This window comes from Kineococcus glutinatus (genome assembly GCF_039542765.1).
Lineage (GTDB): Bacteria > Actinomycetota > Actinomycetes > Actinomycetales > Kineococcaceae > Kineococcus_A > Kineococcus_A glutinatus.
The window spans coordinates 1-21,147 of the sequence record NZ_BAABIL010000168.1 but is presented as its reverse complement, the minus strand read 5'-3'; the positions used below and the strand labels follow the sequence as shown (position 1 = coordinate 21,147).

Sequence of the window (21,147 nt, the reverse complement as noted above, 5' to 3'; positions counted from 1 at the left end):
GGCAGCGCCTGGCCCGGGGGTGCGGCGGCGGTCCGGCGGGTGAGCTCGGCGGCGATCTCCGCCGCCCTGCTACCGTCGTTCATGACGGCTGACAGTATCGCTACCGATCCCGGCGCGCTGCCGCTACCGCCGGGGGCGACGTCCGGCGGGCCGGTCCCCCCGGGTGGGCGCCGGCCGGCCTGGCGCGACGCGAGCCCCTCGGCCGTGGTGGCCGGGCTCGTCGCCGTCGTCGTCTCCTACGCCGGCCCGTTCGCCCTCGTCGTCCAGGCGGCGCACACCGCCGGCCTCGACCCGGCCCGCACCGCGTCGTGGGTGTGGGCGCTGGCGCTGGGCTGCGCCCTCAGCGGCACCGCGCTGAGCCTGCTCACCCGCACCCCGGTGGTCGTCTCCTACTCCACCCCGGGAGCGGCGCTGCTCATCGCGGTGCTGGGCGGGTACCGCTTCTCCGACGCCGTCGGCGCCTTCCTGGCGGCGGCCGTGCTCGCGACCGTGCTGGGGGCCACCGGCTGGTTCGGGCGGGCGCTGGCGGCGGTGCCGCCGCCGCTGCTCAGCGGCCTGCTCGCCGGGGTGCTGCTGCCGTTCGTCGTGGGGGCGGTGGGGGCGGTGGCCGCCGCACCGCTGGTGGCGGGGGCGGTGGCGGTGGCATTCCTGCTGGCGCGCCGGCTGGTGGAGCGCTACGCCGTGCCCGCCGCGCTGCTGGCCGGTACCGCCGCGGCGGCGCTCACCGGTGGCCTGGACGGCGTGCGGGTGGACCTCGCGCCCACGCAGCCGGTGTGGACGACCCCGACGTTCGACCCCGCCGCCCTGCTCGCCATCGGCCTGCCGCTGCTGCTGGTCACGATGGCCTCCCAGAACGCCCCGGGCCTGGCGGTGCTGCGGACCAGCGGCTACGACCCCGACGACCGGCTGCTGGTGGGGGCGGTGTCCGCGGTCTGGGCGCTGCTGGCACCGTTCGGGGGGCACGCCACGAACCTCGCGGCGCTGTCCGCGGCGATCTGCACCGGGCCGGACGCCCACCCCGACCGCGCCCGCCGCTACGTCGCGGGGGTGGTGTGCGGGCTGGGCAACCTCGTCGTCGCGGTGTTCAGCGCGGGGCTGGTCTCGGCGTTCGCGGCGCTGCCGGCCGAGCTCGTCGCGGCGCTGGCCGGGGTGGCGCTGCTGGGGCCGCTGCTGGCGGCGCTGCGCGCCACCACCGCCGCCGACGGCCCGACGGGCACCGCGGCGCTGCTCACCCTGGTGGTGACCGCCTCCGGGGTGGTCGTGGCGCACGTGGGCAGCGCCTTCTGGGGGTTGCTGGCGGGCACCGCCGCGTGGCTGCTGCTGACGGCCGGCCGCCGCCGCGCCCGGCCGCCCCGCGGCCGTGCGCGCCTCCTTGCTCCGGGTGGGTGAACGGCCCTAGCGTCTTCGCTGCGCGTTCCGGGGGGATCGCGCTCGCGCCGGGGGGCGCGGACAACGTCACAGGGGGGAACCATGGAGCGTCGTCGCTTCTTCGCGGCTGCCGGGAGCATCGCGGTGGCCGCCGCGATCGGGGGCGCCGTGCCGGCGCAGGCCGCCGCGCAGCCCGACCTCGTCGTCACCGCGGTGGGCTGGTCGCCCGCCGCGCCGGGCGCCGGGACTCCGGTCACCTTCACCGCCACCGTCAAGAACCAGGGCACCGCCGCCACGCCGGGCGGCGTCGTCCACGGCGTGGGTTTCCAGGTCGACGGGGTGCTGAAGACGTGGTCCGACAACCGCACCGCCTCGCTGGCGCCGGGGCAGTCGGTCACTCTCACCGCCGTCGGCGGCCCGGCCGGGGCGACGTGGGCCGCGACCAGCGGCAGCCACACCGTCACCGCCTTCGTCGACGACGCCAAGCGCATCGCCGAGTCCAACGAGACCAACAACACGCTGCGCCGCAGCCTGTCCGTGGCCGCGGCGCCGTCGCTGTCCTCGCGGGTGCGCTTCACCAACGGCGGGTCGGTGCAGGTGGCCTCCACCGCCGGGGCGTACGGCTCCGCGACGGGGCTGGCGAGCTCGCTGACGGGTTCGGTCTTCGGGGCCTGCTACACCGACGACCCGAACTCCGATGCGGGTCTGCTGGTGCAGGGCAGCGAGCGCTACCTGTTCGACACCTCCGTCGGCAGCGACACGTACAACCCGGGCGGGGGGTCGTGGGGCGGCGACGGCCTCGCCTACCTGCCCGCGGGCACCACCGCGACGCAGGTCCTCTCCCGCGGCATCTCGTTCTTCGGGCCCATCGCGCGCTGGAACTACCCGGCCCTGGAGGACGTCCCCTGCCCGGCGGGTGCGGCCGCGGACTTCAGCCGGTTCCAGGCCAAGTCGCTCACCACGAAGCGCTACGTCGTCACCGGTGGGGAGTGGGGCCAGGCCGGCGCGCTGGTGGCCACCACGACCGTGCCGGTGGACTTCGACGCCCACGGGCTGTGACGCACCGCTGAGGGGGCCCGGGCGCGGGTCCCCTCAGCGCTTCGCCCGCGAGGGCTGCACCCGCTTCGGCTCCCCGGGCATCTTCGGGTAGTCGGCGGCTTGAGCGGTCTGCGGTCGTGCGGTTTGTGCACGGACTAGGGGAGCGTTGTGGCCCTGGTTGTCGGGCGAGTTCTAGACGCCCGCAGGGCGGTCCTCGCTGGTGTTGGAGCACCGGGCGAGGGTCTTGGCCCAACACCTCACAGCGCGAGGAGTCGAGCCCATGGACCAGTCTTCCACCCTGCCCACCACCACCGAGGGCACTGCCTCGTGCCCGTCGTGGTGCGAGCACACCGACCTGTGCCGGATGGGCGCCTATCAGGGGCCACTGCAGTACGTGACGGCCTCGGCGTCCCTGCCGCCGACCGCGGAGCACCGGGAGGTGCCGGTGCCTGTGGTGGCGGTCATGCTGCTGCAGGACCACAGTGACCCCGCCCCGTACGTCTACGTGGACGCCGAGCAGGCCCGGATGCGGGTGCACGAGGTGCGCGCGTTGCGCGACTCGCTGGACGCGATGCTCGCGCTGATCGAGGGCGGTGCCCGGTGAGCGCGGCGACTTCGACACCGCTGCGGCTGCCGTCATGCCCGTCGTGGTGCATGGTGGACCACTCCCTCGACACCCACGGGGAGGTTTGGCACACGCTCGTCGTGCGCAACGACTCCGGTGCCCCTGATGGGGAACGCTGGATGGTGTCGGCCTCCTGGGATGAGACCCACCCCGACGCCAGCCGGCGGCTGCCCTACGTCTACCTGGACCTCGAGGGCCACGAGGCCATGCTGACGCCGGTGGAGGCGCGGACCTTCGCGGCAGGGCTGCGCCGGGTTGGGCTCGGCACGGGGCCGAGCTTGGCTGAGGCCCTGGAGCAGGCCGCAGAGCTCGCTGAGCAGACAGCACCCGCCCCGGAGACCGCCCCGGCGGGCAGTCTGGTGTGGACGCTGCAGCAGGTCGCGGTCATCCTCGGCCAGAACCACGAGTGGGTGGCCTTTCAGTGCGCCACCGGCCTGCTCCCCTGGTCGATCATCGACGACAGCGCCCACGTCAGCGCCGACGATCTTGCAGCGTTCATCCGGGGCGGCGCGCTCGGCGAGGCACTGGCTCGGGGAGGTGTCCGATGAACACCGCCACGGCCGGGGTCGTCGAGCAGACCCACGCCGTGGATCCGCACTCTCCGGCGTGGTTGGCCCGGCACCTGGTCGCGGCGTGGACGCTGGCGGCGATGGCGCCGGACGTCCCCGTGACAGCGATCACCGTCTGTAGCTATGAGTACGACGCGGCGGACTCGGTCCTGTCGTACACGCTGCGCTCCTGGGCCGAGGCCGAAGCGCTGTGCTCGGCGTGGGACGTACCAGCGCCGGCCGAGGTGGAGATGGTCAACGGCACCGCGATCTTGCACCGGTGCACGACCTACGGCGCCGTGACGCTCGCATGGCAGGAGGAATCGCCGAACGCGAGGTAGCCCCAGTGGCGCGGCCTCATGTCCTCATGGCATGAGGCCGCGCCACTGGCCCTTGTGGGTGACCTGTCACGCTCCGTAGGCTCACAGGTCGCTCACCCAAGGCCGGGCGGGCGGCTCGTCCTGGGGGGGAAGGGGTACGGCCATGCGCCGACGCAACAAGATCATGGGTGGGGCGCTGGGCACGCTCGCGCTGCTCGCGGGCGGAGGATCCGTGCAGGCAGCCACACCCGCACCAGACCTCATCGTCACCGCAGTCGAATGGACGCCGAACGCGCCGATCGGCGGCCAACCGGTCGCCTTCCGCGCGACGATCAAGAACCAGGGCACGGCGGCCACTCCGAGCGGGGTGAAGCATGGCGTGCAGTTCCAGGTCAATGGGTCCCTAAAGACTTGGTCGGACTCTTTCACTGCATCCCTGCCGCCGGGGCAGTCGGTGACCGTCGTCGCCAACGGTGGCCCGGCCGGCGCCACGTGGACCGCGGCTGCGGGCTCGCCGAGCATCACCGCCTACGTCGACGACGCGGCACGAATTAAGGAGGGCAACGAGTCCAACAACAAACTCTCCCGCACCGCCACGATTTCCTCGGGCATCACAACCCGACTGCGCACGACTGCCAGCGGCAGCGTCGTCGCGGTCACCAACGTTCCGTCCAGTACCGCCGAGACCAGCCTGGGCACCATGGTCACCGGTTCCGCCTACGGCGCCTGCCACGACGCCGATGGCCTACCTGTCTCTGGCACCGAGGCGTGGCTGCTTGACACCGCCATCGGCCATGACGTCTGGAACTACAACGGCCCCTTTGCCTACTCCGGCCGTATCGACGTGCCCGCCACCACGAGGCCACTGCAGGTCATCAGCAACGAACTGGACACCGGCGAAATCCACAAGTGGAACTACGGAACTCCTGAAGCGCTCATCACCTGCGCGGCCGGGACCACGGCGGGGTTCACCCGGTTCCAGGCCAAGGCCCTCACCACGAAGCGCTATGGGCCCACAGGAATGCTGCTGGGCACCTTCACCGCCGTCTTGGACCTCGACATCATCCTGTAAACCATGCAGGCTCCGTGAGTCAGTATCCGGCGTGCCGCGGGGAGTTCGAGATCCGCTCGAGCCACCCCGCGGCGCGGAGCTACGCGACGTGCTCGGCGACCGCTCGGGGTGACCGGCCGGTGAGGGCCGCGACCCGCCGCCCCGTCACGGTGGTCACATCGTCCTCGGCGTGGACGGCGAGTACTCGAGCCGTCTCCCCCACCCCCGTGGCGAAGTCCGATCGACGACCCGAGCTCAGCAGCGCCGCATGCACCGCCGTGAGCCACGCGTCCGGGGACGAGGAAGACACAGCAACACCGTAGGTCGAGGCCGCGCCCCTAGTGAGCACCGCCTACGCAGGTGACCCGCGCTACCGTCCGCGACCACCGGGAAGTGGAGCCACACGATGCACCCGGGCATCCACCACGTACTCGTCTGTAGGCGTGTAATACGCCAGACGTAGCCGGCCGGGAACACTGACGCGCCACACGATGCCTCCGCGAGTACCCGCGTAGCGCCGAGCAACCTCACGGTCCGGCGTTCTGCAGCCACGCGACATGATCCGACACCGCCCGGGGCAATGCGCCGGTGATCGAGGCGACCCGCCGACCTGACACCGTCGTGACGTCCTCCGCACCCTCCAGGAGCGCCAGGCCGCCTGAGAGACACTCCACGACCGTAAGCGCCCCCGCCTACTCCGGCGGGGGCGCTTACAGTCGTCTAAGTCGCTGACCTGCGTGTATGCGCGTCAGCAGGAACCATCAGCTGTGATGTCAGTAGCGTCGCGCGACTGCTCCGCCGGCCGGGGTCCAGGTGATGTAGCCGCCCTGAAAGTCCGAGCGCCTGCCGCCGGAGATGCCGTACTCATCCGACTTTGGCAGACCAAGGTAGGAGCGGTCAGCGCCCATGCTGTCGTAGAGGGCCCAGATGGAGCCGTGGACCTCACGGGCCCCCGTCGCAGCGGACCAAAGGATGGAGCCGCCACCGAAGTACTGCATGCGCCCTCGCCCGCTGGGAGAGGCCACCTCGGAGGAGAACGGGAAGCCCAGAACGCTGTTCTCGTAGCCAAGGGCGTACCACTTCTTGGCGATCTCTCCCCACATGGCGTGGGTTCCGTAGCGGCCACGCTCATAGATGCGACCACGCTGAAAGGTGATGTAGGACTCCGAGTGCCGAGGGCCCCACTCCCCGGGGATGCCCCACAGGCTGGATGTGGGCAGACCCAACGGCGCGTTAGGGGCGTCTGCTCCGAGCTGCTGGTAGTGCCAGAGCGTGCCGGAGTCGAGGGCGTGCCCGCCGGTGGAGCCGACCCACAGCTCCCCACCCTCCGCGGCGTACACCTTTGCGCCGGCGGCTGAGGTTCGGGTCACCGTCGGCTGCACGTAGCCGATGCTGCCGCCGGGCTCGGCGTTGTACTGCTGCGGGCTTGTCCACCCGTCGCAGCGGCGCTGGAAGCCGTCGACCCGCACGGCGCTGGTCGTGTTCCAGCCGCGAGGCAGCAGCCTCAGGTTCGTCAGGCTGGTCGCACCGATCGGATGTCCTGTCACCGGCACTTCCATCGCATGCCAGCCAGCCTCGGCGAAGGTCGCTGAGCGTACGACCTTCGTACCCATGAGTACGTCCACTGTAACGTTGGGCTGCTGTGTCGTGAGGTTCGCGTATACCTGCAAGCCAGGCTTGCCCAGCAGGCAGGTTGTCCATGCGGACTGGTACTCGAAGATGACGCTGCTATCAGCAGCGGTGGCTGACGGCGTAGCAGTCAGAAGTGAGGCCGCTGTTGCAGCGGCAGCAGTCAGCAAGGCGGTGCGGCGCATAGTGGTCCCCCCGGCGATGACGCCGCCACCCCCTGCAGCGGCTGGACCGTCCTACCAGCTACAGGGAGCAACCGTCTACGCCTTGCTGATCTAGCGGAGGAGGGCCATACCTACCTACTGGCGCTAGCCCCGGCGGAAGTCCTCAGCTCGCCACCAGGCGCCGCCTGCGAGGCCGGGCACGTCGACCCACACCGCCTTGGCCGTCCACGCGGTCGACTGACCCCTATCGAATACGAGACCATCATGACGCCATCGGCCAGTCAGGCCGCGTGATCTGATCTGTCACCGGATCATGCAGCAGACCCTTCCCCTCAGGTTCGGGGAGCGAAAGATCGCCAGGTTGTCGTGGAGTGAGCATTGGCTCGCGAATAGCGAGCGGCCTTGCGGCGAGTTAGATGACGTCCCGCAGCTCAGCGCTTCGCCCGCGACGGCTGCACCCGCTTCGGCTCTCCGGGCATCTTCGGGTAGTTCGGCGGGTACGGCAGGTCGCCCAGACCGGCGGCCTCGTCCCGCTCGGCCAGCTCCAGCAGCGGCTCGAGGGGGTGCGCGACCCGGTCGCGGCCGGCCCACGGGTCGCCGACCTGCGCCAGCCGCGCCGGCACGGTGGCGATCGTGAGGTCGTCGGGGTGGACGTCGACGAGCTCGTCCCAGGTGACGGGGGCCGACACGGTGGCGCGGGCGGTGCGGCGCAACGAGTGCGCGCTGGCCATGGTGCGGTCGCGGGCGTTCTGGTTGTAGTCCACGAAGACCTGCTCCCCGCGCTCCTCCTTCCACCAGGCGGTCGTCACGAGCCCGCCGGCGCGCCGCTCCAGCTCCCGCGCCAGGGCGATGCCGGCGCGGCGCACCTGCGTGAACGTCCAGCGCGGCTCGATCGTCACGAACACGTGCAGGCCGCGGCCACCGCTGGTCTTGGGGTGGGCGGCGTAGCCGAGCTCGTCGAGCAGCGGGCGCAGGTGCGCCAGCGCGACGGTGCGGGCCTCGTCGAAACCCGTGCCCGGCTGCGGGTCCAGGTCGATGCGCAGCTCGTCGGGGGAGTCGACGTCGGGGCAGCGGGACTGCCAGGGGTGGAAGGTGATGGTCCCCTGCTGCGCCGACCACACCAGCGCCGCCGCGGAGTCCGGGCGCAGGGCCTCGGCGGTGCGGCCGGAGGGGAACGTGACGGCGCACCGCCGCACGAACTCCGGGGCGTGGTGCGGCAGCCGCTTCTGGTAGACCTCCTCGCCCTCGACGCCGTCGGGGAAGCGCTGCAGGTACGTCGGCCGGTCGCGCACCGCGGCCAGCAGGGCGGGGGCGACGGCGAGGTGGTAGCCGACGACCGCCCGCTTGGTCCCCGCCTCGCCGAGGGCGGGGAAGTACCGCTTGTCCGGGCTGGTGACGCGCACGGCGACGCCGTCGACGTCGATCTCCTCCGCGGCCGCCGCCACCTCAGGACCTCCCGGTCGCGCCGGCCGCACCGGCCAGGACGTCGGCGAGGTCGTAGCGGGCGGGCACGTCGAGCTGCGCGCGGGTGCAGCTGCGCGGGTCCCGGTCCGGGCGCCAGCGCACGAACTGCGCGGCGTGCCGGAACCTCTCGCCCTCCATCTGGTCGTAGCGCACCTCGACGACCCGTTCGGGGCGCAGCGGCACCCACACCGCCTGCTCCGGGCGCTTCCAGCGGTTGGGTTCCCCCTCGGCGGTGACGTCCGGCCCCACCCGCAGCTCCTGGAGCTCGGTCAGCAGCTCCCGGCGCCGGGCGGCGGTGAACGCCGAGGCCCCGCCCACCATCTGCAGCTCCCCGCCCTCGTACAGGCCCAGCAGCAGCGAGCCGATGCCCGGCAGGCTCTTGTGCGGGCGGTACCCCATCACGACGCAGTCGGCGGTGCGGGCGTGCTTGACCTTCGTCATCGTCCGCTCGCCGGGGGAGTACGGCGCGTCCAGCGCCTTGGCGACGACCCCGTCGAGCCCGGCCCCCTCGAACCGGGTGAACCACCCCGCGGCGCGCTCGCGGTCGGTGGTGGCCGCCGTGACGGAGAACGTCGGCCCGCACCCGGCGAGGGCCAGCTCCAGCCGGGCCCGGCGCTCGGCGAAGGGGGCGGCGGTGAGGTCCTCCTCGCCCAGGGCCAGCAGGTCGAAGGCGACGAACCGCGCCGGGGTCCGCTCCGCCAGGAGCGCGGTGCGGCTGGCGGCGGGGTGGATGCGCTGGGAGAGGGCGTCCCAGTCCAGCCGCTGCCCGTCGGCGGCGGGCACGAACAGCTCGCCGTCCACGACGACGCGCCCGGGCAGCTCGGCGAGCGCGGCGGCGACGACCTCGGGGAAGTAGCGCGTCAGCGGTCTGGACCCGCGCGAGCCGAGCTCCACCTCCCCGCCGTCGCGGAACACCAGGCAGCGGAACCCGTCCCACTTCGGCTCGAACGACCAGCGCGGCCGGCCGGCGGGCTGCTCGGGCAGGGACGTGCCGGCGCGCGCCAGCATGGGGGCGACGGGTGGCTGCACGGGCAGGTCCATGCCGCCATGCTGCCCGCCGGTCCCGACACCCCGCGGTCCCGACACCCCGGTGCCCGCGGGGGCGCGCCGCCGCGGCGGCTGCCAGGCTGGGCGGGTCGGCGGCTGCGGGTGCGGCTGCGGGGAACGGGGGGTGCGGGTGCAGGGGACCGTGGTGGTGCTGGGCTCGGTCAACCGCGACGTCGTCGCGCAGGTCCACCGGCTGCCCGCACCGGGGGAGACCCTGACGGCCACGGCGGTGCGCGCCCAGATCGGCGGCAAGGGCGCCAACCAGGCGGTCGCCGCCCTGCGCTGCGGGGCCGACGTCACCCTGGTGGCCCGCACCGGCGACGACGAGGCCGGCTCCGCGCTGCGCTCGGGGCTGGCCGCGACCGGGCTGGACGTCTCCCGGGTGCGGGCCGTGCCGGGCACCGCCAGCGGCACCGCCTACGTCACGACCGCCGCCGGGGAGAACGTCATCGTCCTCGACCGCGGCGCCAACCACGCCTGGCAGCCCCGCGGCGACGACCCCGCCGGCGACGTCGGGCAGGACCTCGACGCCGTGCGCGCCGCCGCCGTCCTCGTCCTGCAGCTGGAGGTGCCCCAGGACGTGGTGCGGCTGGCCGCGCTGGCCGCGCCCGGCCGGGTGGTGCTCAACGCGGCCCCCTCCGCGCCGCTGCCCGAGGAGGTCCTGGCCCGCTGCGACCCCCTCGTCGTCAACCAGCACGAGCTGCGCGACCTCAGCGGCGAGGAGCACGTCGACACGGGCGTGCGCCGGCTGCTGGCCCGCGGCGCCCGCTCGGTCCTCGTCACCCTCGGCGCGCACGGCGCCCGCTGGGCCGACGGCTCCGGCGCCGGGTTCGCCCCGGCGCCCCAGGTGGCGGTGGTGGACAGCACCGGTGCCGGTGACGCCGTCGTGGGGGCGCTGGCGAGCCGGCTGGCCCGCGGCCAGCGCCTGGCCGGTGCGGTGCCGTGGGCGGTGGCGGCCGCCTCGCTGTCGGTGCAGCGGGTGGGCACGCACGACTCCTACCCGGCCGAGCGGGAGGTGGACGCGGCGCTGCGCCGGCGCTGACGACACCGGTGCCGCGGTGCCTCGCTGCCGGTGGACCCGGCGCCTCCCGTCACCAGGAGCTCCACGCCGCTGTCCCTCCATACTTGGTGGACATGCGCGGGATCGTCCTCGCCGGTGGTACCGGTACGCGGTTGCACCCGATCACGCTGGGCATCAGCAAGCAGCTCGTGCCCGTGTACGACAAGCCGATGATCTACTACCCGCTCACCACGCTCATGCTGGCGGGCATCCGCGACGTCCTCGTCATCACCACGCCCCACGACGGCCCGCAGTTCGAGCGGCTCCTGGGCGACGGCGCCCGGTTCGGCGTCTCGATCTCCTACGCCACGCAGCCGGAGCCGGCGGGGCTGGCGCAGGCCTTCGTCATCGGCGCCGGTTTCGTGGGGGGTTCCAGCGTCGCCCTCGTGCTGGGCGACAACATCTTCTACGGCCCCGGCCTGGGTGCCCAGCTCGCGCGGTTCGCCGACCCGGCCGGCGGGTCCGTCTTCGCCTACCGGGTGCGCAACCCCGGCGACTACGGCGTCGTGGAGTTCGACGACGCCGGCCGCGTGCTGTCCCTGGAGGAGAAGCCGGCCTCCCCGCGCAGCAGCTACGCGGTGCCGGGGCTGTACTTCTACGACAACGAGGTGGTCGAGATCTCCCGCGGCCTGCGCCCCTCCGCGCGCGGGGAGCTGGAGATCACGGACGTGAACAACGCCTACCTGGCCGCGGGGCGGCTGCGGGTCGAGGTCCTCCCGCGCGGCACCGCCTGGCTGGACACCGGCACGTTCGACCAGCTGCTCGCCGCGGGCAACTACGTCGCGACGCTGGAGGCGCGGCAGGGCCTGAAGATCGGCTGCCCCGAGGAGGTCGCCTGGCGGCAGGGGTGGCTGCGGGACGAGGACCTCGCCCAGCGGGCCGGGGAGCTCGCCAGGAGCGGGTACGGCGACTACCTGCTGGAACTGCTGCGGCGCGGGCGGGACTGAGCGGGGCCCGGCCGCCCCGGGGCGCCGGTCCCCGCCCCCTGCGCCCCGGTCCCCGCCCCCGAGGCCCGGGCCAGGCGCCCGGCCAGCTCCCGCAGCCGTTCCCGCAGCTCCGCCGGTGCCGCGACCTCGAACTCCGCGCCGAGGGAGGCCAGCACCACCGCCGGCCACACCAGGTCGTCCGCGCGCATCCGCACCACGCAGCCGCCGTCGCCGGCGTCGGCGACCTCCGCCCAGCGCCCCAGCCGCCGCCGCACCCCGTCGGCCCCCGCCCGCACGAACGCCTCCACCTCCACGCCGGTCCGGGCGCCGGCGACGGCGTCCCGCACGAACGCCGCCGCGTCCTGCGCCGGCAGCGGCCGCGGCGCGAACCGGGAACCGGTGGGCCGCACGTCGCGGATCCGGTCGAGGCGGAAGGTGCGCCAGCCGGCGCGCGCGAGGTCGTAGGCGACGAGGTACCAGCGCTGCCCGAGCGGGACGAGGCGGTGCGGCTCGACGTGGCGCTCGGGCAGGCCGCCGTCGTGGGCGAAGCGCACCCGCTCGCCGTCGCGGCACGCCAGCGCGACCGCGGTGAGGACCTCGGGCGCCAGGAGCGGGCCGGTCTCCAGCGCGCCGGGCACCGTCACCGCCCGCACGGCCTCCACGCGGCGGCGCAGCCGGGGCGGCAGCACCTGCACGACCTTCGTCAGCGCGCGCAGCGAGGCCTCCGCGGTCCCCGCCACGGGCGCCTGGGTGGCCGACTGCAGGCCGACGACGAGGGCGACGGCCTCCTCGTCGTCGAGGACGAGCGGCGGCAGCGCGGCACCGGCGGCGAGCTGGTAGCCGCCCGCGGCGCCGCGCCGGGCGTCCACCGGGTAGCCGAGCTCCCGCAGCCGCTCCACGTCGCGGCGCAGCGTGCGCACCGAGACGCCGAGCCGGTCCGCGAGCTCCGTGCCGGGCCAGTGCGGCCGCGCCTGCAGCAGGGACAGCATCCGCAGGGTGCGTGCGCCGGTGTCCGCCACGGCCCGAGTCTGCCGCGGATCGGCCCGCGAAGAGGACGGGAACTGGCACCAGTGGTCCCTAGCGTGGTGCGTGCAGCCCGATCGGGCGCCCGCCGAGGAGGAGGACGAGACCGTGAGCACCCAGACCGCGAGCACCGCCGCCGTGAGCACCGCCGCCGTGAGCACCGCCGCCGTGAGCACCGAGCGCGCCGACCTGCTGGAGTCCCTCGCGCGGCACCGGCACTTCCTGCGCTTCACCGCGCAGGGCCTCACCGACGACCAGGCCCGCCGGCGCACCACCGTCAGCGAGCTCACCGTCGGTGGCCTCGTCAAGCACGTCGCGGCCACCGAGGAGATGTGGGTCCGCTTCATCGTCGAGGGCACCGGCGCGATGCCGTCGATGACGGGCTGGGACGAGGAGGTCGCCCAGCAGTGGGCCGCCGAGCACGTCCTGCTGCCGGCGGAGACCCTCGCGGGCGCGCTGGAGCGCTACGAGGAGGTGGCCCGGCGCACCGACGAGGTGGTGCGGACCCTGCCCAGCCTCGACGTCGCCCACCCGCTGCCCGAGGCGCCGTGGTTCGAGCCCGGCGCCTCCTGGAGCGCCCGCCGGGCGCTGCTGCACGTCATCGCGGAGACCGCCCAGCACGCCGGGCACGCCGACATCGTCCGCGAGGCCCTCGACGGGCAGAAGACGATGGGGTGAGACGTGCACGAGGGGCCGGCCCCCGCAGGACCCGGCCCCTCCCGGCGCGCCTGGGGCGTCCTCAGATCGCGCAGCCCTCCGGCCCGCACGCCTCGCCGCCCTCGGCGGCCGGCACGAGCGTCAGCGGCCGGCTCTCGGCCCACGCCCGCTCCAGCACGGCCAGCAGCTGGTCGGCCGGCTGGGCGCCGGAGACGCCGTACCTGCGGTCCACCACGAAGAACGGCACCCCGCGGACCCCGAGGGCGGCGGCCTCGGCCTCGTCGGCGCGCACGTCCGCCAGGTGGCGGTCCTCGGCCAGCGCCGCGCGGACCTCCGCCGCGTCCAGCCCCGCCTCGGCGGCCAGCCGCACCAGCACGTCGCGGTCGCCGACGGCCTCGCCCTCGGTGAAGTACGCGCGCAGCAGCCGCTCCTTCACCGCGTCCTGCAGCCCGTGCCCGGCGGCCAGGTGGATCACCTGGTGGGCGTCGGCGGTGTTCGCGGCCACGGCCCGCTCGAAGTGGAAGTCCAGGCCCTCCGCGGCGGCGGCCTGCGTCATCGAGTCGAGCATGCCCTGCGCCTGCTCGAGGCCCGTGCCGTACTTGGCGGCCAGGCGGCGGGCGTAGTCGTCCCCGCCACGCGAGGCGGTGGCCGACTCCGCGGTGGGGTCCAGCTCGAACGCCCGCCACTCCACCTCCACGGAGTCGCGGTGCTCGAAGCGCGCCAGCGCCGCCTCGAACCGGCGCTTGCCGATGTAGCACCAGGGGCAGACGACGTCGGACCAGATCTCGACCTTCACAGCGCTCCTCCCGCGGAATTCACGCTCCGACAACCTCCGGGGGAGCGCCGCTGTTCCGGCGGGTCACCCGGCCGGCTCGACGACCTGCACCGGTGCACCGCGCGGGCGCCGGGAGGCGCGCACGGTGTCCACCGTGAGGACCACCAGGGCCAGCCACACCAGCCCGAAACCCGCCCAGCGCGCCGCGGGCATCGTCTCCCCGAGCAGCAGCCCGCACACGAACTGCAGCACCGGGGCGAAGTACTGCAGCAGCCCGATCGTGGTCAGCGGCACCCGCCGGGCCGCCACCGCGAACAGCAGCAGCGGCACCGCCGTCACCACGCCCGTCGTCACCATCAGCGCGACGTGCAGCGGCCCCTCGCCGGTGAAGGTGCCGCGGCCGGTCGCGGACAGCACCACCACCGCCGCCAGGGCCGGGACGAACAGCAGCGACGTCTCCACGGTGAGGCTGGACAGCGCGTCGACGCCGCCGCCGTGCCGGCCCACCCGGTTCTTCACCAGGCCGTAGATCCCGAACGAGAACGCCAGCACCAGCGAGATCCACGGCAGCCGCCCGTACGCCGCGGTCAGCACCGCCACCGCCAGTGCCCCGGTGCCCACCGCGGCCCACTGCCCCGGCCGCAGCCGCTCGCGCAGCAGCAGCACGCCGAACAGGACCGTCACCAGCGGGTTGATGAAGTACCCCAGCGACGCCTCGATCACCTGGCCGGCGTTCACGGCGTAGATGTAGACGCCCCAGTTGACGGCGATGAACACCGCCGCGACCGCCAGCAGCCCCAGCTGCGCCGGCGTGCGCAGCACCCGCAGCAGCGGGCCCCACGCGCGCCGCGCCACCACCACCAGCGCGCACACCACCAGCGACCACACGACGCGGTGGGCGAGCACCTCGATCGAGCCGGCGGGAGCCAGCAGCACGAAGAAGAGCGGGAAGACGCCCCACATCGCGTAGGCGAGGGCACCCGCCAGGACCCCGGTGCGGTCGCCCAGGGCGCCGCCGGTGGTGGGGGGCGCGGGGGGCACCCGTGGCGGGGTGCCCCCGCGGCTCACGCCACGGACCAGGTGTCGGCGCCCGCGAGCAGCGCGGCCAGGTCGTCGTCGGTCGCCGGGCCGCCGGCCCGCTCCTGCGCCGCCGCCACCTGCTCGCGCGCCAGGTCGTCGTACGTGGGGCGCGACACCGAGCGGAACACGCCCATCGGCACGCTGCCCATCGTCGGCTCCGACAGCCGCGCCAGCGCGAACGCCTGCGAGGGGTCGTCGGCGGCGACGTCGTGCACCAGCGGCTCGCGCCCGGCCAGGTCCGCCTCCGCCACCATCTCCACCCCGCCGGCGGCCGAGCGCACCGCCACCCGGTCGCCGCTGCGCACGACCTGGCCGTCCTCCAGCCGCACGATGCGGGCCTCGGCCTGCTCGCGGTCCTTCAGGACGTCGAACGCGCCGTCGTTGAAGATCGGGCAGTTCTGGAAGATCTCCACCAGGGCCGCGCCGCGGTGCTCCGCCGCCGCCCGCAGCACCGACGTGAGGTGCTTGCGGTCGGAGTCGGTGGTGCGCGCCACGAAGGTGGCCTCCGCGCCCAGGGCCAGGGACACCGGGTCGAACGGGGCGTCCACGCTGCCCTGCGGCGTCGACTTCGTGACCTTGCCCTGCTCCGAGGTGGGGGAGTACTGCCCCTTCGTCAGGCCGTAGATCCGGTTGTTGAACAGCAGGATCGTCAGGTTGACGTTGCGGCGCAGCGCGTGGATGAGGTGGTTGCCGCCGATGGACAGCGAGTCCCCGTCACCGGTGACGATCCACACCGACAGGTCCGGGCGCGAGGTGGCCAGACCGGTCGCGATGGTCGGGGCGCGCCCGTGGATGGAGTGCATCCCGTAGGACTCGAGGTAGTACGGGAAGCGGGAGGCGCAGCCGATGCCGGAGATGCACACGACGTTCTCCCGGCGGATGCCGAGCTCCGGCATGAAGCCCTGCACCGCGGCGAGGATGGCGTAGTCGCCGCAGCCGGGGCACCAGCGCACCTCCGAGGCGGAGGTGAAGTCCTTCTTCTTCAGCGCCACGCCCTCGTCGAGGTGCGGCACGTCGCGCAGGCCGTCGGTGGACCCGCGGTAGGTCGGGACCTGCAGGGGGATCGAAGGGCTCACCGGCCCGCTCCCGTCGTCTCGTCGCTGATCGTCTCGTCGGCGAGCTCCTTGGCGAGCTCGTCGAGGTGGGTGCGGACGACCTCGGCCAGCTCCGCGGAGGTGAACGGCAGCCCGCGCACCCGGTTGTGGCCGATGACGTCCACGAGGTACTGCGCCCGCAGCAGCAGCCGCAGCTGACCCAGGTTCATCTCCGGCACGAGCACGCGCCGGTAGGAGCGCAGCACGTCGCCGAGGTTGGCCGGGAACGGGTTGAGGTGGCGCAGGTGCGCGGTGGCCACCCGCTCGCCGCCCTCGCGCACCGAGCGCGCCGCCGCGGCGATCGGCCCGTAGGTGGAGCCCCAGCCGAGCACGAGCACGTCGGCCGGCTCGCCGGTGGCGGCGCCCGGGTCGTCGACCACGACGTCGGGGACGGTGACGCCGTCCACCTTGGCCTGGCGCAGCAGCACCATCCGCTCGTGGTTGTCCGGGTCGTAGGAGATCTCGCCGGTGAGGTCGGCCTTCTCCAGCCCGCCGATGCGGTGCTCCAGCCCCGGCGTGCCCGGCACCGCCCACGGCCGGGCCAGCGTCTCGGGGTCGCGCTTGTACGGCTGGAAGACGGGGGTGCCGTCGGCGGCCGTCGCGTTGGGCTGGGTGGTGAACTCCACCCGCAGGTCCGGCAGCTCCGACACCGCCGGCAGCAGCCACGGCTCGGAGCCGTTGGCGAGGTAGCCGTCGGTCAGCAGCAGCACCGGGGTGCGGTAGGCCAGCGCGATGCGGCTGGCCTCCAGCGCGGCGTCGAAGCAGTCCGCGGGGGAGCGCGGGGCCACGACGGGCACGGGGGCCTCGCCGTTGCGGCCGAACATCGCCTGCAGCAGGTCCGCCTGCTCCGTCTTCGTCGGCAGGCCCGTGGAGGGGCCGCCGCGCTGCACGTCGACGACGACGAGGGGCAGCTCCAGCATGACCGCCAGGCCGATCGTCTCCGCCTTCAGCGCCAGACCGGGCCCGGAGGTGCTCGTCACGCCCAGCGCGCCGCCGTAGGAGGCGCCCAGCGCCGCGCCGATGCCCGCGATCTCGTCCTCGGCCTGGATCGTCGTGACGCCGAAGCGCTTGAGCCCGGACAGCGTGTGCAGGATGTCGGAGGCCGGGGTGATCGGGTAGGAGCCCAGCACGAGCGGCAGCCCGGCGCGGTGCGCGGCGGCGACGAGGCCGTAGGCGGTCGCGGTGTTGCCGGTGACGTTGCGGTACGTGCCCGTCGGCGCCGGCGCGGGGGCGATCTCGTAGGTGACGGCGAAACCCTCGACGGTCTCGCCGTAGTTGTAGCCGGCGCGGAAGGCGGCGAGGTTGGCCTCGAGGATCTGCGGGCGCTTGCCGAACTTGGACCGCAGGAAGCGCTCGGTGCCCTCGGTGGGCCGGTTGTACAGCCAGGACACCAGGCCGAGCGCGTACATGTTCTTGCTGCGCTCGGCGTCCTTGCGGGACAGCCCGAACTCGGCGAGCGCCTCCACCGTGCGCGACGTCAGCGGCAGGGCGTGCAGCTGGTAGGCCTCCAGGCTGCCGTCCTCCAGCGGGCTGGCGCCGTAGCCGACCCGGGCGAGGTTGCGCTTGGTGAACTCGTCGGAGTCGACGATGACCGTGCCCCCGCGCCGGACGTCGCGCAGGTTGGAGCGCAGCGCCGCGGGGTTCATCGCGACGAGCACGTCCGGGTGGTCCCCGGGGGTCATGACGTCGTGGTCGGCGAAGTGCAGCTGGAAGCTGGAGACGCCCAGCACGGTCCCGGCGGGGGCGCGGATCTCGGCGGGGAAGTTGGGCAGCGTCGCCAGGTCGTTGCCCAGCGCGGCGGTCTCGGCGGTGAAGCGGTCGCCGGTGAGCTGCATGCCGTCGCCGGAGTCCCCAGCGAAGCGGATGACGACGCGGTCGACGCGCTGGACCTGCTTGACGCTCATGAGGGGTGTGGCCGTCCTTCGCTCGGGGGCACCCTCCACTGTAAGGCGAGGCGTGCCTGATCCCTTCCCGGCTCCGGGCCCGCCGGGACGGGCGTCTCAGCACGTGGGCACCACCCGCCGCGAGCGCCTCCGCCGCGCCGGCCGGGGCCCGCGACGCGCACCCGGCGGAACCCGGCCCGCCGGGTGCGCGTTGCAGCAGGACGCGGCACGCTGCCCACGCGCGCCGCGCACCGGACGACGTGGAGGGGGGACCCAGGGGTGCACCGCCACCACAACGGGTTGAAGACCGCGGCGCTCTTCGGGCTCGTCTGGGCGCTGCTGCTGCTCGTCGGGGGGCTGCTGGCGGGTGCGCTGCGCAGCTCGGCGGTGCTGGTCCTCTTCGCCCTGCTGGGCCTGGGCAGCACCGTCTACGGCTACTGGTACAGCGACAAGATCGCGCTGCGGTCGATGCGGGCGCGGCCGGTGAGCGAGGTCGAGCAGCCCGCGATGCACCGCATCGTGCGGGAGCTGTCCACCGCCGCCGGCCGGCCGATGCCGCGCCTGTACGTCTCCCCGACGATGGCGCCCAACGCCTTCGCCACCGGCCGCGACCCGGCCAGCGCCGCGGTGTGCTGCACCGAGGGCATCCTGCGCGTGCTCACCGAGCGGGAGCTGCGCGGCGTGCTGGGCCACGAGCTGATGCACGTCTACAACCGCGACATCCTCACCTCCTCCGCGGCCGCCGCCATCGCCGGCCTCATCACCTCCGTGGCCCAGTTCGGCGCCCTCTTCGGCATCGCGGGCGGGCGGGAGGACCAGGACCGCTCCAACGCCCTGGCGGTCCTGCTGCTGTCCCTGGTGGCGCCGCTGGCCGCGACCGTCGTGCAGCTGGCCATCAGCCGGACGCGCGAGTACGACGCCGACGAGGACGGCGCGCGCCTGACGGGCGACCCGCTGGCGCTGGCCTCGGCGCTGCACAAGCTGGAGATGGGCACCCGCGAGCTCCCGCTGCCGCCGGAGCGCGAGCTCGTCAACGCCAGCCACATGATGATCGCCAACCCGTTCCGCGGTGGGGGCGTCGCGCGGCTGTTCGCCACCCACCCCCCGATGGCCGAGCGGATCGCCCGGCTGGAGGCCCAGGCGGGCTACCGCCGCTGACGCCGCGGGCCGCGGGGCGGCCGCAGGCCCCGCTCGGCGCGACCGCCGATCGCCGCGGGGGCACAGTGGGGGGACCGGCTCGACGGGGAGCCGGGCGAGAGCCCACGGAGGTCGCGCGTGCGTCGCCCCTACCTGCCCATCGCCGAGCACGGCGTCATCGGTGACCTGCGCACGGTGGCCCTCGTGGGGACCGACGGCACGATCGACTGGTACTGCCCCGGCCGCTTCGACGCGCCCTCCCTGTTCGGCTGCCTGCTCGACGCCGAGCGCGGCGGCTGGTTCTCCCTGCGCTGCCGCACCTCCAGGGAGCAGAAGCAGCTCTACCTGTCCGACACGAACGTGCTCATCACCCGCTTCCTGGCCCCCGAGGCCGTCGGGGAGGTCGTCGACTTCATCGTGCCCAGGCTGCGGGAGTTCCGGGCGCCGGGCGGCTCGCTGGTGCGGCAGGCCGCCTCGGTGCGCGGCACGGCCGTCTTCGAGCTCGACTGCCGGCCCGCCTTCGACTACGGCCGCGCCACCCACACCACCACCCTCGTCGAGGGGGTCGGGGCGGTCTTCGAGTCCGCCCTGGGCCGGGTGGTGCTGCGCACCCCGGTGCCGCTGCGCGTCGGCGCCGACGGCCTCGGCGTCACCGCCGAGGTGCCCCTCGCCGAGGGCGAGCACGTCGACGTCGTCCTCGACTGGGAGGGCGAGGTGCGCCCGCTGGCGCCCGGCGAGACCGAGCGGCAGTTCCGGGGCACGGCGGCCTTCTGGCAGAACTGGCTCAGCGGCTCGCGCTACCAGGGGCGCTGGCGGGAGGTGGTGAACCGCTCCGCGCTGGCGCTGAAGCTGCTCGTCTACCACCCCACGGGCGCGCTGGTGGCGGCGCCGACGACGTCGCTGCCGGAAGAGCTCGGGGGCGAGCGCAACTGGGACTACCGCTACGCGTGGCTGCGCGACGCCGCCTTCACCGTCTACGCGCTGATGAACCTCGGCTTCCTGGAGGAGGCCACCGCGTTCATGGAGTGGGTGCGCGTGCGGTGCGAGGAGGTGCCCGCCGACCGGGACCTGCACATCATGTACGCCGTCGACGGCAGCCCCGACATCCCCGAGGTGCACCTGGACCACCTGGAGGGCTACTGCGGTTCGGGCCCGGTGCGCATCGGCAACGGCGCCGTGGACCAGGTGCAGCACGACGTGTACGGCGAGCTCATGGACTCCGTGCACCTCTACAACCGCGAGGTGCCGATCTCCTACGACCTGTGGACGGCGCTGTCGCGGCGGCTGGACTGGCTGGCCGACCACTGGGAGGAGCCCGACGAGGGCATCTGGGAGGTGCGCGGGCCCCGGCAGCGCTTCACCTACTCCGGGCTCATGACGTGGGTGGCCTACGACCGCGGCCTGCGGCTGGCCCGGGACCGCGGCCTGCCCGCGCCGGAGGGCAGGTGGCGCAAGCTCGCCGCCCGCGCCTACCGCTTCGTGCAGCAAGAGTGCTGGGACCCGGCCACCGGCGCCTTCGTCATGGCCCCGGGCAGCGGGCTGCTCGACGCGTCGGTGCTGTGCATGCCGCTGGTGAAGTTCGCCGGGCCCACCGACCCGCGCTTCCTGTCCACGCTGGAGCGCATCCGCGCCGAGCTGGTCTCCGACAGCCTCGTGCACCGCTACGCCCGCACCGGCCACGACGGGTTGAGCGGCGACGAGGGCACGTTCAACCTGTGCTCGTTCTGGTACGTCGACGCCCTCACGGCGGCCGGCCGCCTCGCCGAGGCGCGCCTCGTCTTCGACAAGATGCTCACCTACGCCAACCACGTCGGTCTCTACGCGGAGGAGATCGGGCCCTCCGGCGAAGCGCTGGGCAACTTCCCGCAGGCGTTCACGCACCTGGCGCTCATCAGCGCCGCGATCAACCTCGACCGGGCGCTGGAGCGCTGAGCGGGCCGTCCGCGCGCTCGCGCAGGAACCCCACCGCGGTGCGCCAGCACTCCGAGGCGGGGTCGAGGTGGGCGCCGTGGTCCTCACCGGGCACCACGACCAGGTGCGCCTCGTCACCGGCGGCGCGCGCGGCCGCCACCAGCCGCTGCGACTGCTCCGGCGGCACGACGTCGTCGTCGCCGCCGGTCACGGCCAGCAGCGGCACCCCCAGCGGCAGGAGGCGGACGGGGTCGGCCACCGCGAGGCGTTCCGGGACGTCGGAGGGCGGGCCGCCGAGCAGGGCGGGTGCGGCTCCCGCGGCGAAGCCGGGGCGCGCCTCCTCCGCG

General features: G+C 74.1%; 20 protein-coding genes. 11 read left to right on the top strand and 9 right to left on the bottom strand.

Annotation, left to right across the window (positions count from 1 at the left end):
* The 6 genes from ABEB16_RS07305 to ABEB16_RS07280 form a co-directional block, all read left to right on the top strand.
* The coding region (locus ABEB16_RS07305) for a benzoate/H(+) symporter BenE family transporter (protein WP_345711600.1) at positions 1 to 1,389 on the top strand (1,389 nt) is incomplete at its 5' end.
* Positions 1,390 to 1,470: 81 nt separating this feature from the next.
* Positions 1,471 to 2,427, top strand: coding sequence for a CARDB domain-containing protein (locus tag ABEB16_RS07300; protein ID WP_345711599.1), 957 nt, complete (start codon positions 1,471 to 1,473; stop codon positions 2,425 to 2,427).
* 259 nt (positions 2,428 to 2,686) lie between these two features.
* Complete coding sequence (locus tag ABEB16_RS07295; protein WP_345711598.1) at positions 2,687 to 3,010, top strand: hypothetical protein; 324 nt, start codon at positions 2,687 to 2,689, stop codon at positions 3,008 to 3,010.
* Positions 3,007 to 3,579, top strand: coding sequence for a DUF6907 domain-containing protein (locus ABEB16_RS07290; RefSeq protein WP_425560125.1), 573 nt, complete (start codon positions 3,007 to 3,009; stop codon positions 3,577 to 3,579). Before ABEB16_RS07295 ends, ABEB16_RS07290 begins: the two co-directional genes overlap by 4 nt.
* Positions 3,576 to 3,920: a hypothetical protein gene (locus ABEB16_RS07285; protein ID WP_345711596.1), complete on the top strand. Its 345-nt coding sequence runs from the start codon at positions 3,576 to 3,578 to the stop codon at positions 3,918 to 3,920. Before ABEB16_RS07290 ends, ABEB16_RS07285 begins: the two co-directional genes overlap by 4 nt.
* Positions 3,921 to 4,062: 142 nt before the next feature.
* Complete coding sequence (locus tag ABEB16_RS07280; RefSeq protein ID WP_345711595.1) at positions 4,063 to 4,971, top strand: CARDB domain-containing protein; 909 nt, start codon at positions 4,063 to 4,065, stop codon at positions 4,969 to 4,971.
* A gap of 752 nt (positions 4,972 to 5,723) precedes the next feature.
* Here ABEB16_RS07280 and ABEB16_RS07275 read toward each other — a convergent pair.
* The 3 genes from ABEB16_RS07275 to ABEB16_RS07265 all read right to left on the bottom strand — a co-directional run bounded on the left by ABEB16_RS07275 (position 5,724) and on the right by ABEB16_RS07265 (position 9,248).
* The gene (locus tag ABEB16_RS07275) at positions 5,724 to 6,764 is read right to left on the bottom strand and encodes an LGFP repeat-containing protein (protein WP_345711594.1); all 1,041 of its coding nucleotides are present in this window, start codon (positions 6,762 to 6,764) and stop codon (positions 5,724 to 5,726) included.
* Positions 6,765 to 7,174: 410 nt separating this feature from the next.
* Positions 7,175 to 8,188: a DNA polymerase domain-containing protein gene (locus ABEB16_RS07270; RefSeq protein ID WP_345711593.1), complete on the bottom strand. Its 1,014-nt coding sequence runs from the start codon at positions 8,186 to 8,188 to the stop codon at positions 7,175 to 7,177.
* 1 nt (position 8,189) lies between these two features.
* On the bottom strand, positions 8,190 to 9,248 hold the full coding sequence (locus ABEB16_RS07265) for an ATP-dependent DNA ligase (protein ID WP_345711592.1): 1,059 nt from the start codon (positions 9,246 to 9,248) through the stop codon (positions 8,190 to 8,192).
* A 130-nt stretch (positions 9,249 to 9,378) separates the two neighbouring features.
* On the opposite strand from ABEB16_RS07265, the gene ABEB16_RS07260 reads away from it, so the two are divergent.
* Positions 9,379 to 10,296, top strand: a complete 918-nt coding sequence (locus ABEB16_RS07260; protein ID WP_345711591.1) for a ribokinase — start codon at positions 9,379 to 9,381, stop codon at positions 10,294 to 10,296.
* 92 nt (positions 10,297 to 10,388) lie between these two features.
* Positions 10,389 to 11,261, top strand: a complete 873-nt coding sequence (gene rfbA, locus ABEB16_RS07255) for a glucose-1-phosphate thymidylyltransferase RfbA (protein ID WP_345711590.1) — start codon at positions 10,389 to 10,391, stop codon at positions 11,259 to 11,261.
* Here the strand turns inward: rfbA and ABEB16_RS07250 are convergent.
* A complete protein-coding gene (locus tag ABEB16_RS07250) occupies positions 11,225 to 12,259 on the bottom strand; it encodes a helix-turn-helix transcriptional regulator (protein ID WP_345711589.1) in 1,035 nt (344 codons plus the stop codon). The two genes, rfbA and ABEB16_RS07250, sit on opposite strands and share 37 nt — an antisense overlap.
* A gap of 142 nt (positions 12,260 to 12,401) precedes the next feature.
* Here ABEB16_RS07250 and ABEB16_RS07245 point away from each other — a divergent pair, with 142 nt between their 5' ends.
* Entirely contained in the window at positions 12,402 to 12,941 is a 540-nt protein-coding gene (locus ABEB16_RS07245; protein WP_425560126.1) for a DinB family protein, read from the top strand.
* 61 nt (positions 12,942 to 13,002) lie between these two features.
* Here the strand turns inward: ABEB16_RS07245 and ABEB16_RS07240 are convergent, their stop codons facing one another.
* The 4 genes from ABEB16_RS07240 to ABEB16_RS07225 all read right to left on the bottom strand — a co-directional run bounded on the left by ABEB16_RS07240 (position 13,003) and on the right by ABEB16_RS07225 (position 17,773).
* Positions 13,003 to 13,716: a DsbA family oxidoreductase gene (locus ABEB16_RS07240; protein ID WP_345711587.1), complete on the bottom strand. Its 714-nt coding sequence runs from the start codon at positions 13,714 to 13,716 to the stop codon at positions 13,003 to 13,005.
* A 63-nt stretch (positions 13,717 to 13,779) separates the two neighbouring features.
* Entirely contained in the window at positions 13,780 to 14,736 is a 957-nt protein-coding gene (rarD, locus tag ABEB16_RS07235) for an EamA family transporter RarD (RefSeq protein ID WP_345711586.1), read from the bottom strand.
* A gap of 23 nt (positions 14,737 to 14,759) precedes the next feature.
* Positions 14,760 to 15,851, bottom strand: coding sequence for a 2-oxoacid:ferredoxin oxidoreductase subunit beta (locus tag ABEB16_RS07230; protein ID WP_425560124.1), 1,092 nt, complete (start codon positions 15,849 to 15,851; stop codon positions 14,760 to 14,762).
* Entirely contained in the window at positions 15,848 to 17,773 is a 1,926-nt protein-coding gene (locus tag ABEB16_RS07225) for a 2-oxoacid:acceptor oxidoreductase subunit alpha (RefSeq protein ID WP_345711585.1), read from the bottom strand. Before ABEB16_RS07225 ends, ABEB16_RS07230 begins: the two co-directional genes overlap by 4 nt.
* A 258-nt stretch (positions 17,774 to 18,031) precedes the next feature.
* Between ABEB16_RS07225 and htpX the strand changes: the two genes are divergently transcribed.
* Both htpX and ABEB16_RS07215 read left to right on the top strand, forming a co-directional pair.
* Positions 18,032 to 18,910 carry a zinc metalloprotease HtpX gene (htpX, locus tag ABEB16_RS07220; RefSeq protein WP_345711584.1) on the top strand — a complete coding sequence of 293 codons (879 nt, stop codon included), beginning with the start codon at positions 18,032 to 18,034 and terminating at the stop codon, positions 18,908 to 18,910.
* 117 nt (positions 18,911 to 19,027) lie between these two features.
* Entirely contained in the window at positions 19,028 to 20,821 is a 1,794-nt protein-coding gene (locus tag ABEB16_RS07215; RefSeq protein WP_345711583.1) for a glycoside hydrolase family 15 protein, read from the top strand.
* Here ABEB16_RS07215 and ABEB16_RS07210 read toward each other — a convergent pair.
* Positions 20,793 to 21,147 (bottom strand): alpha/beta hydrolase family protein (locus ABEB16_RS07210; protein ID WP_345711582.1); only part of this gene is annotated, 355 nt, incomplete at its 5' end. The genes ABEB16_RS07215 and ABEB16_RS07210 overlap by 29 nt on opposite strands.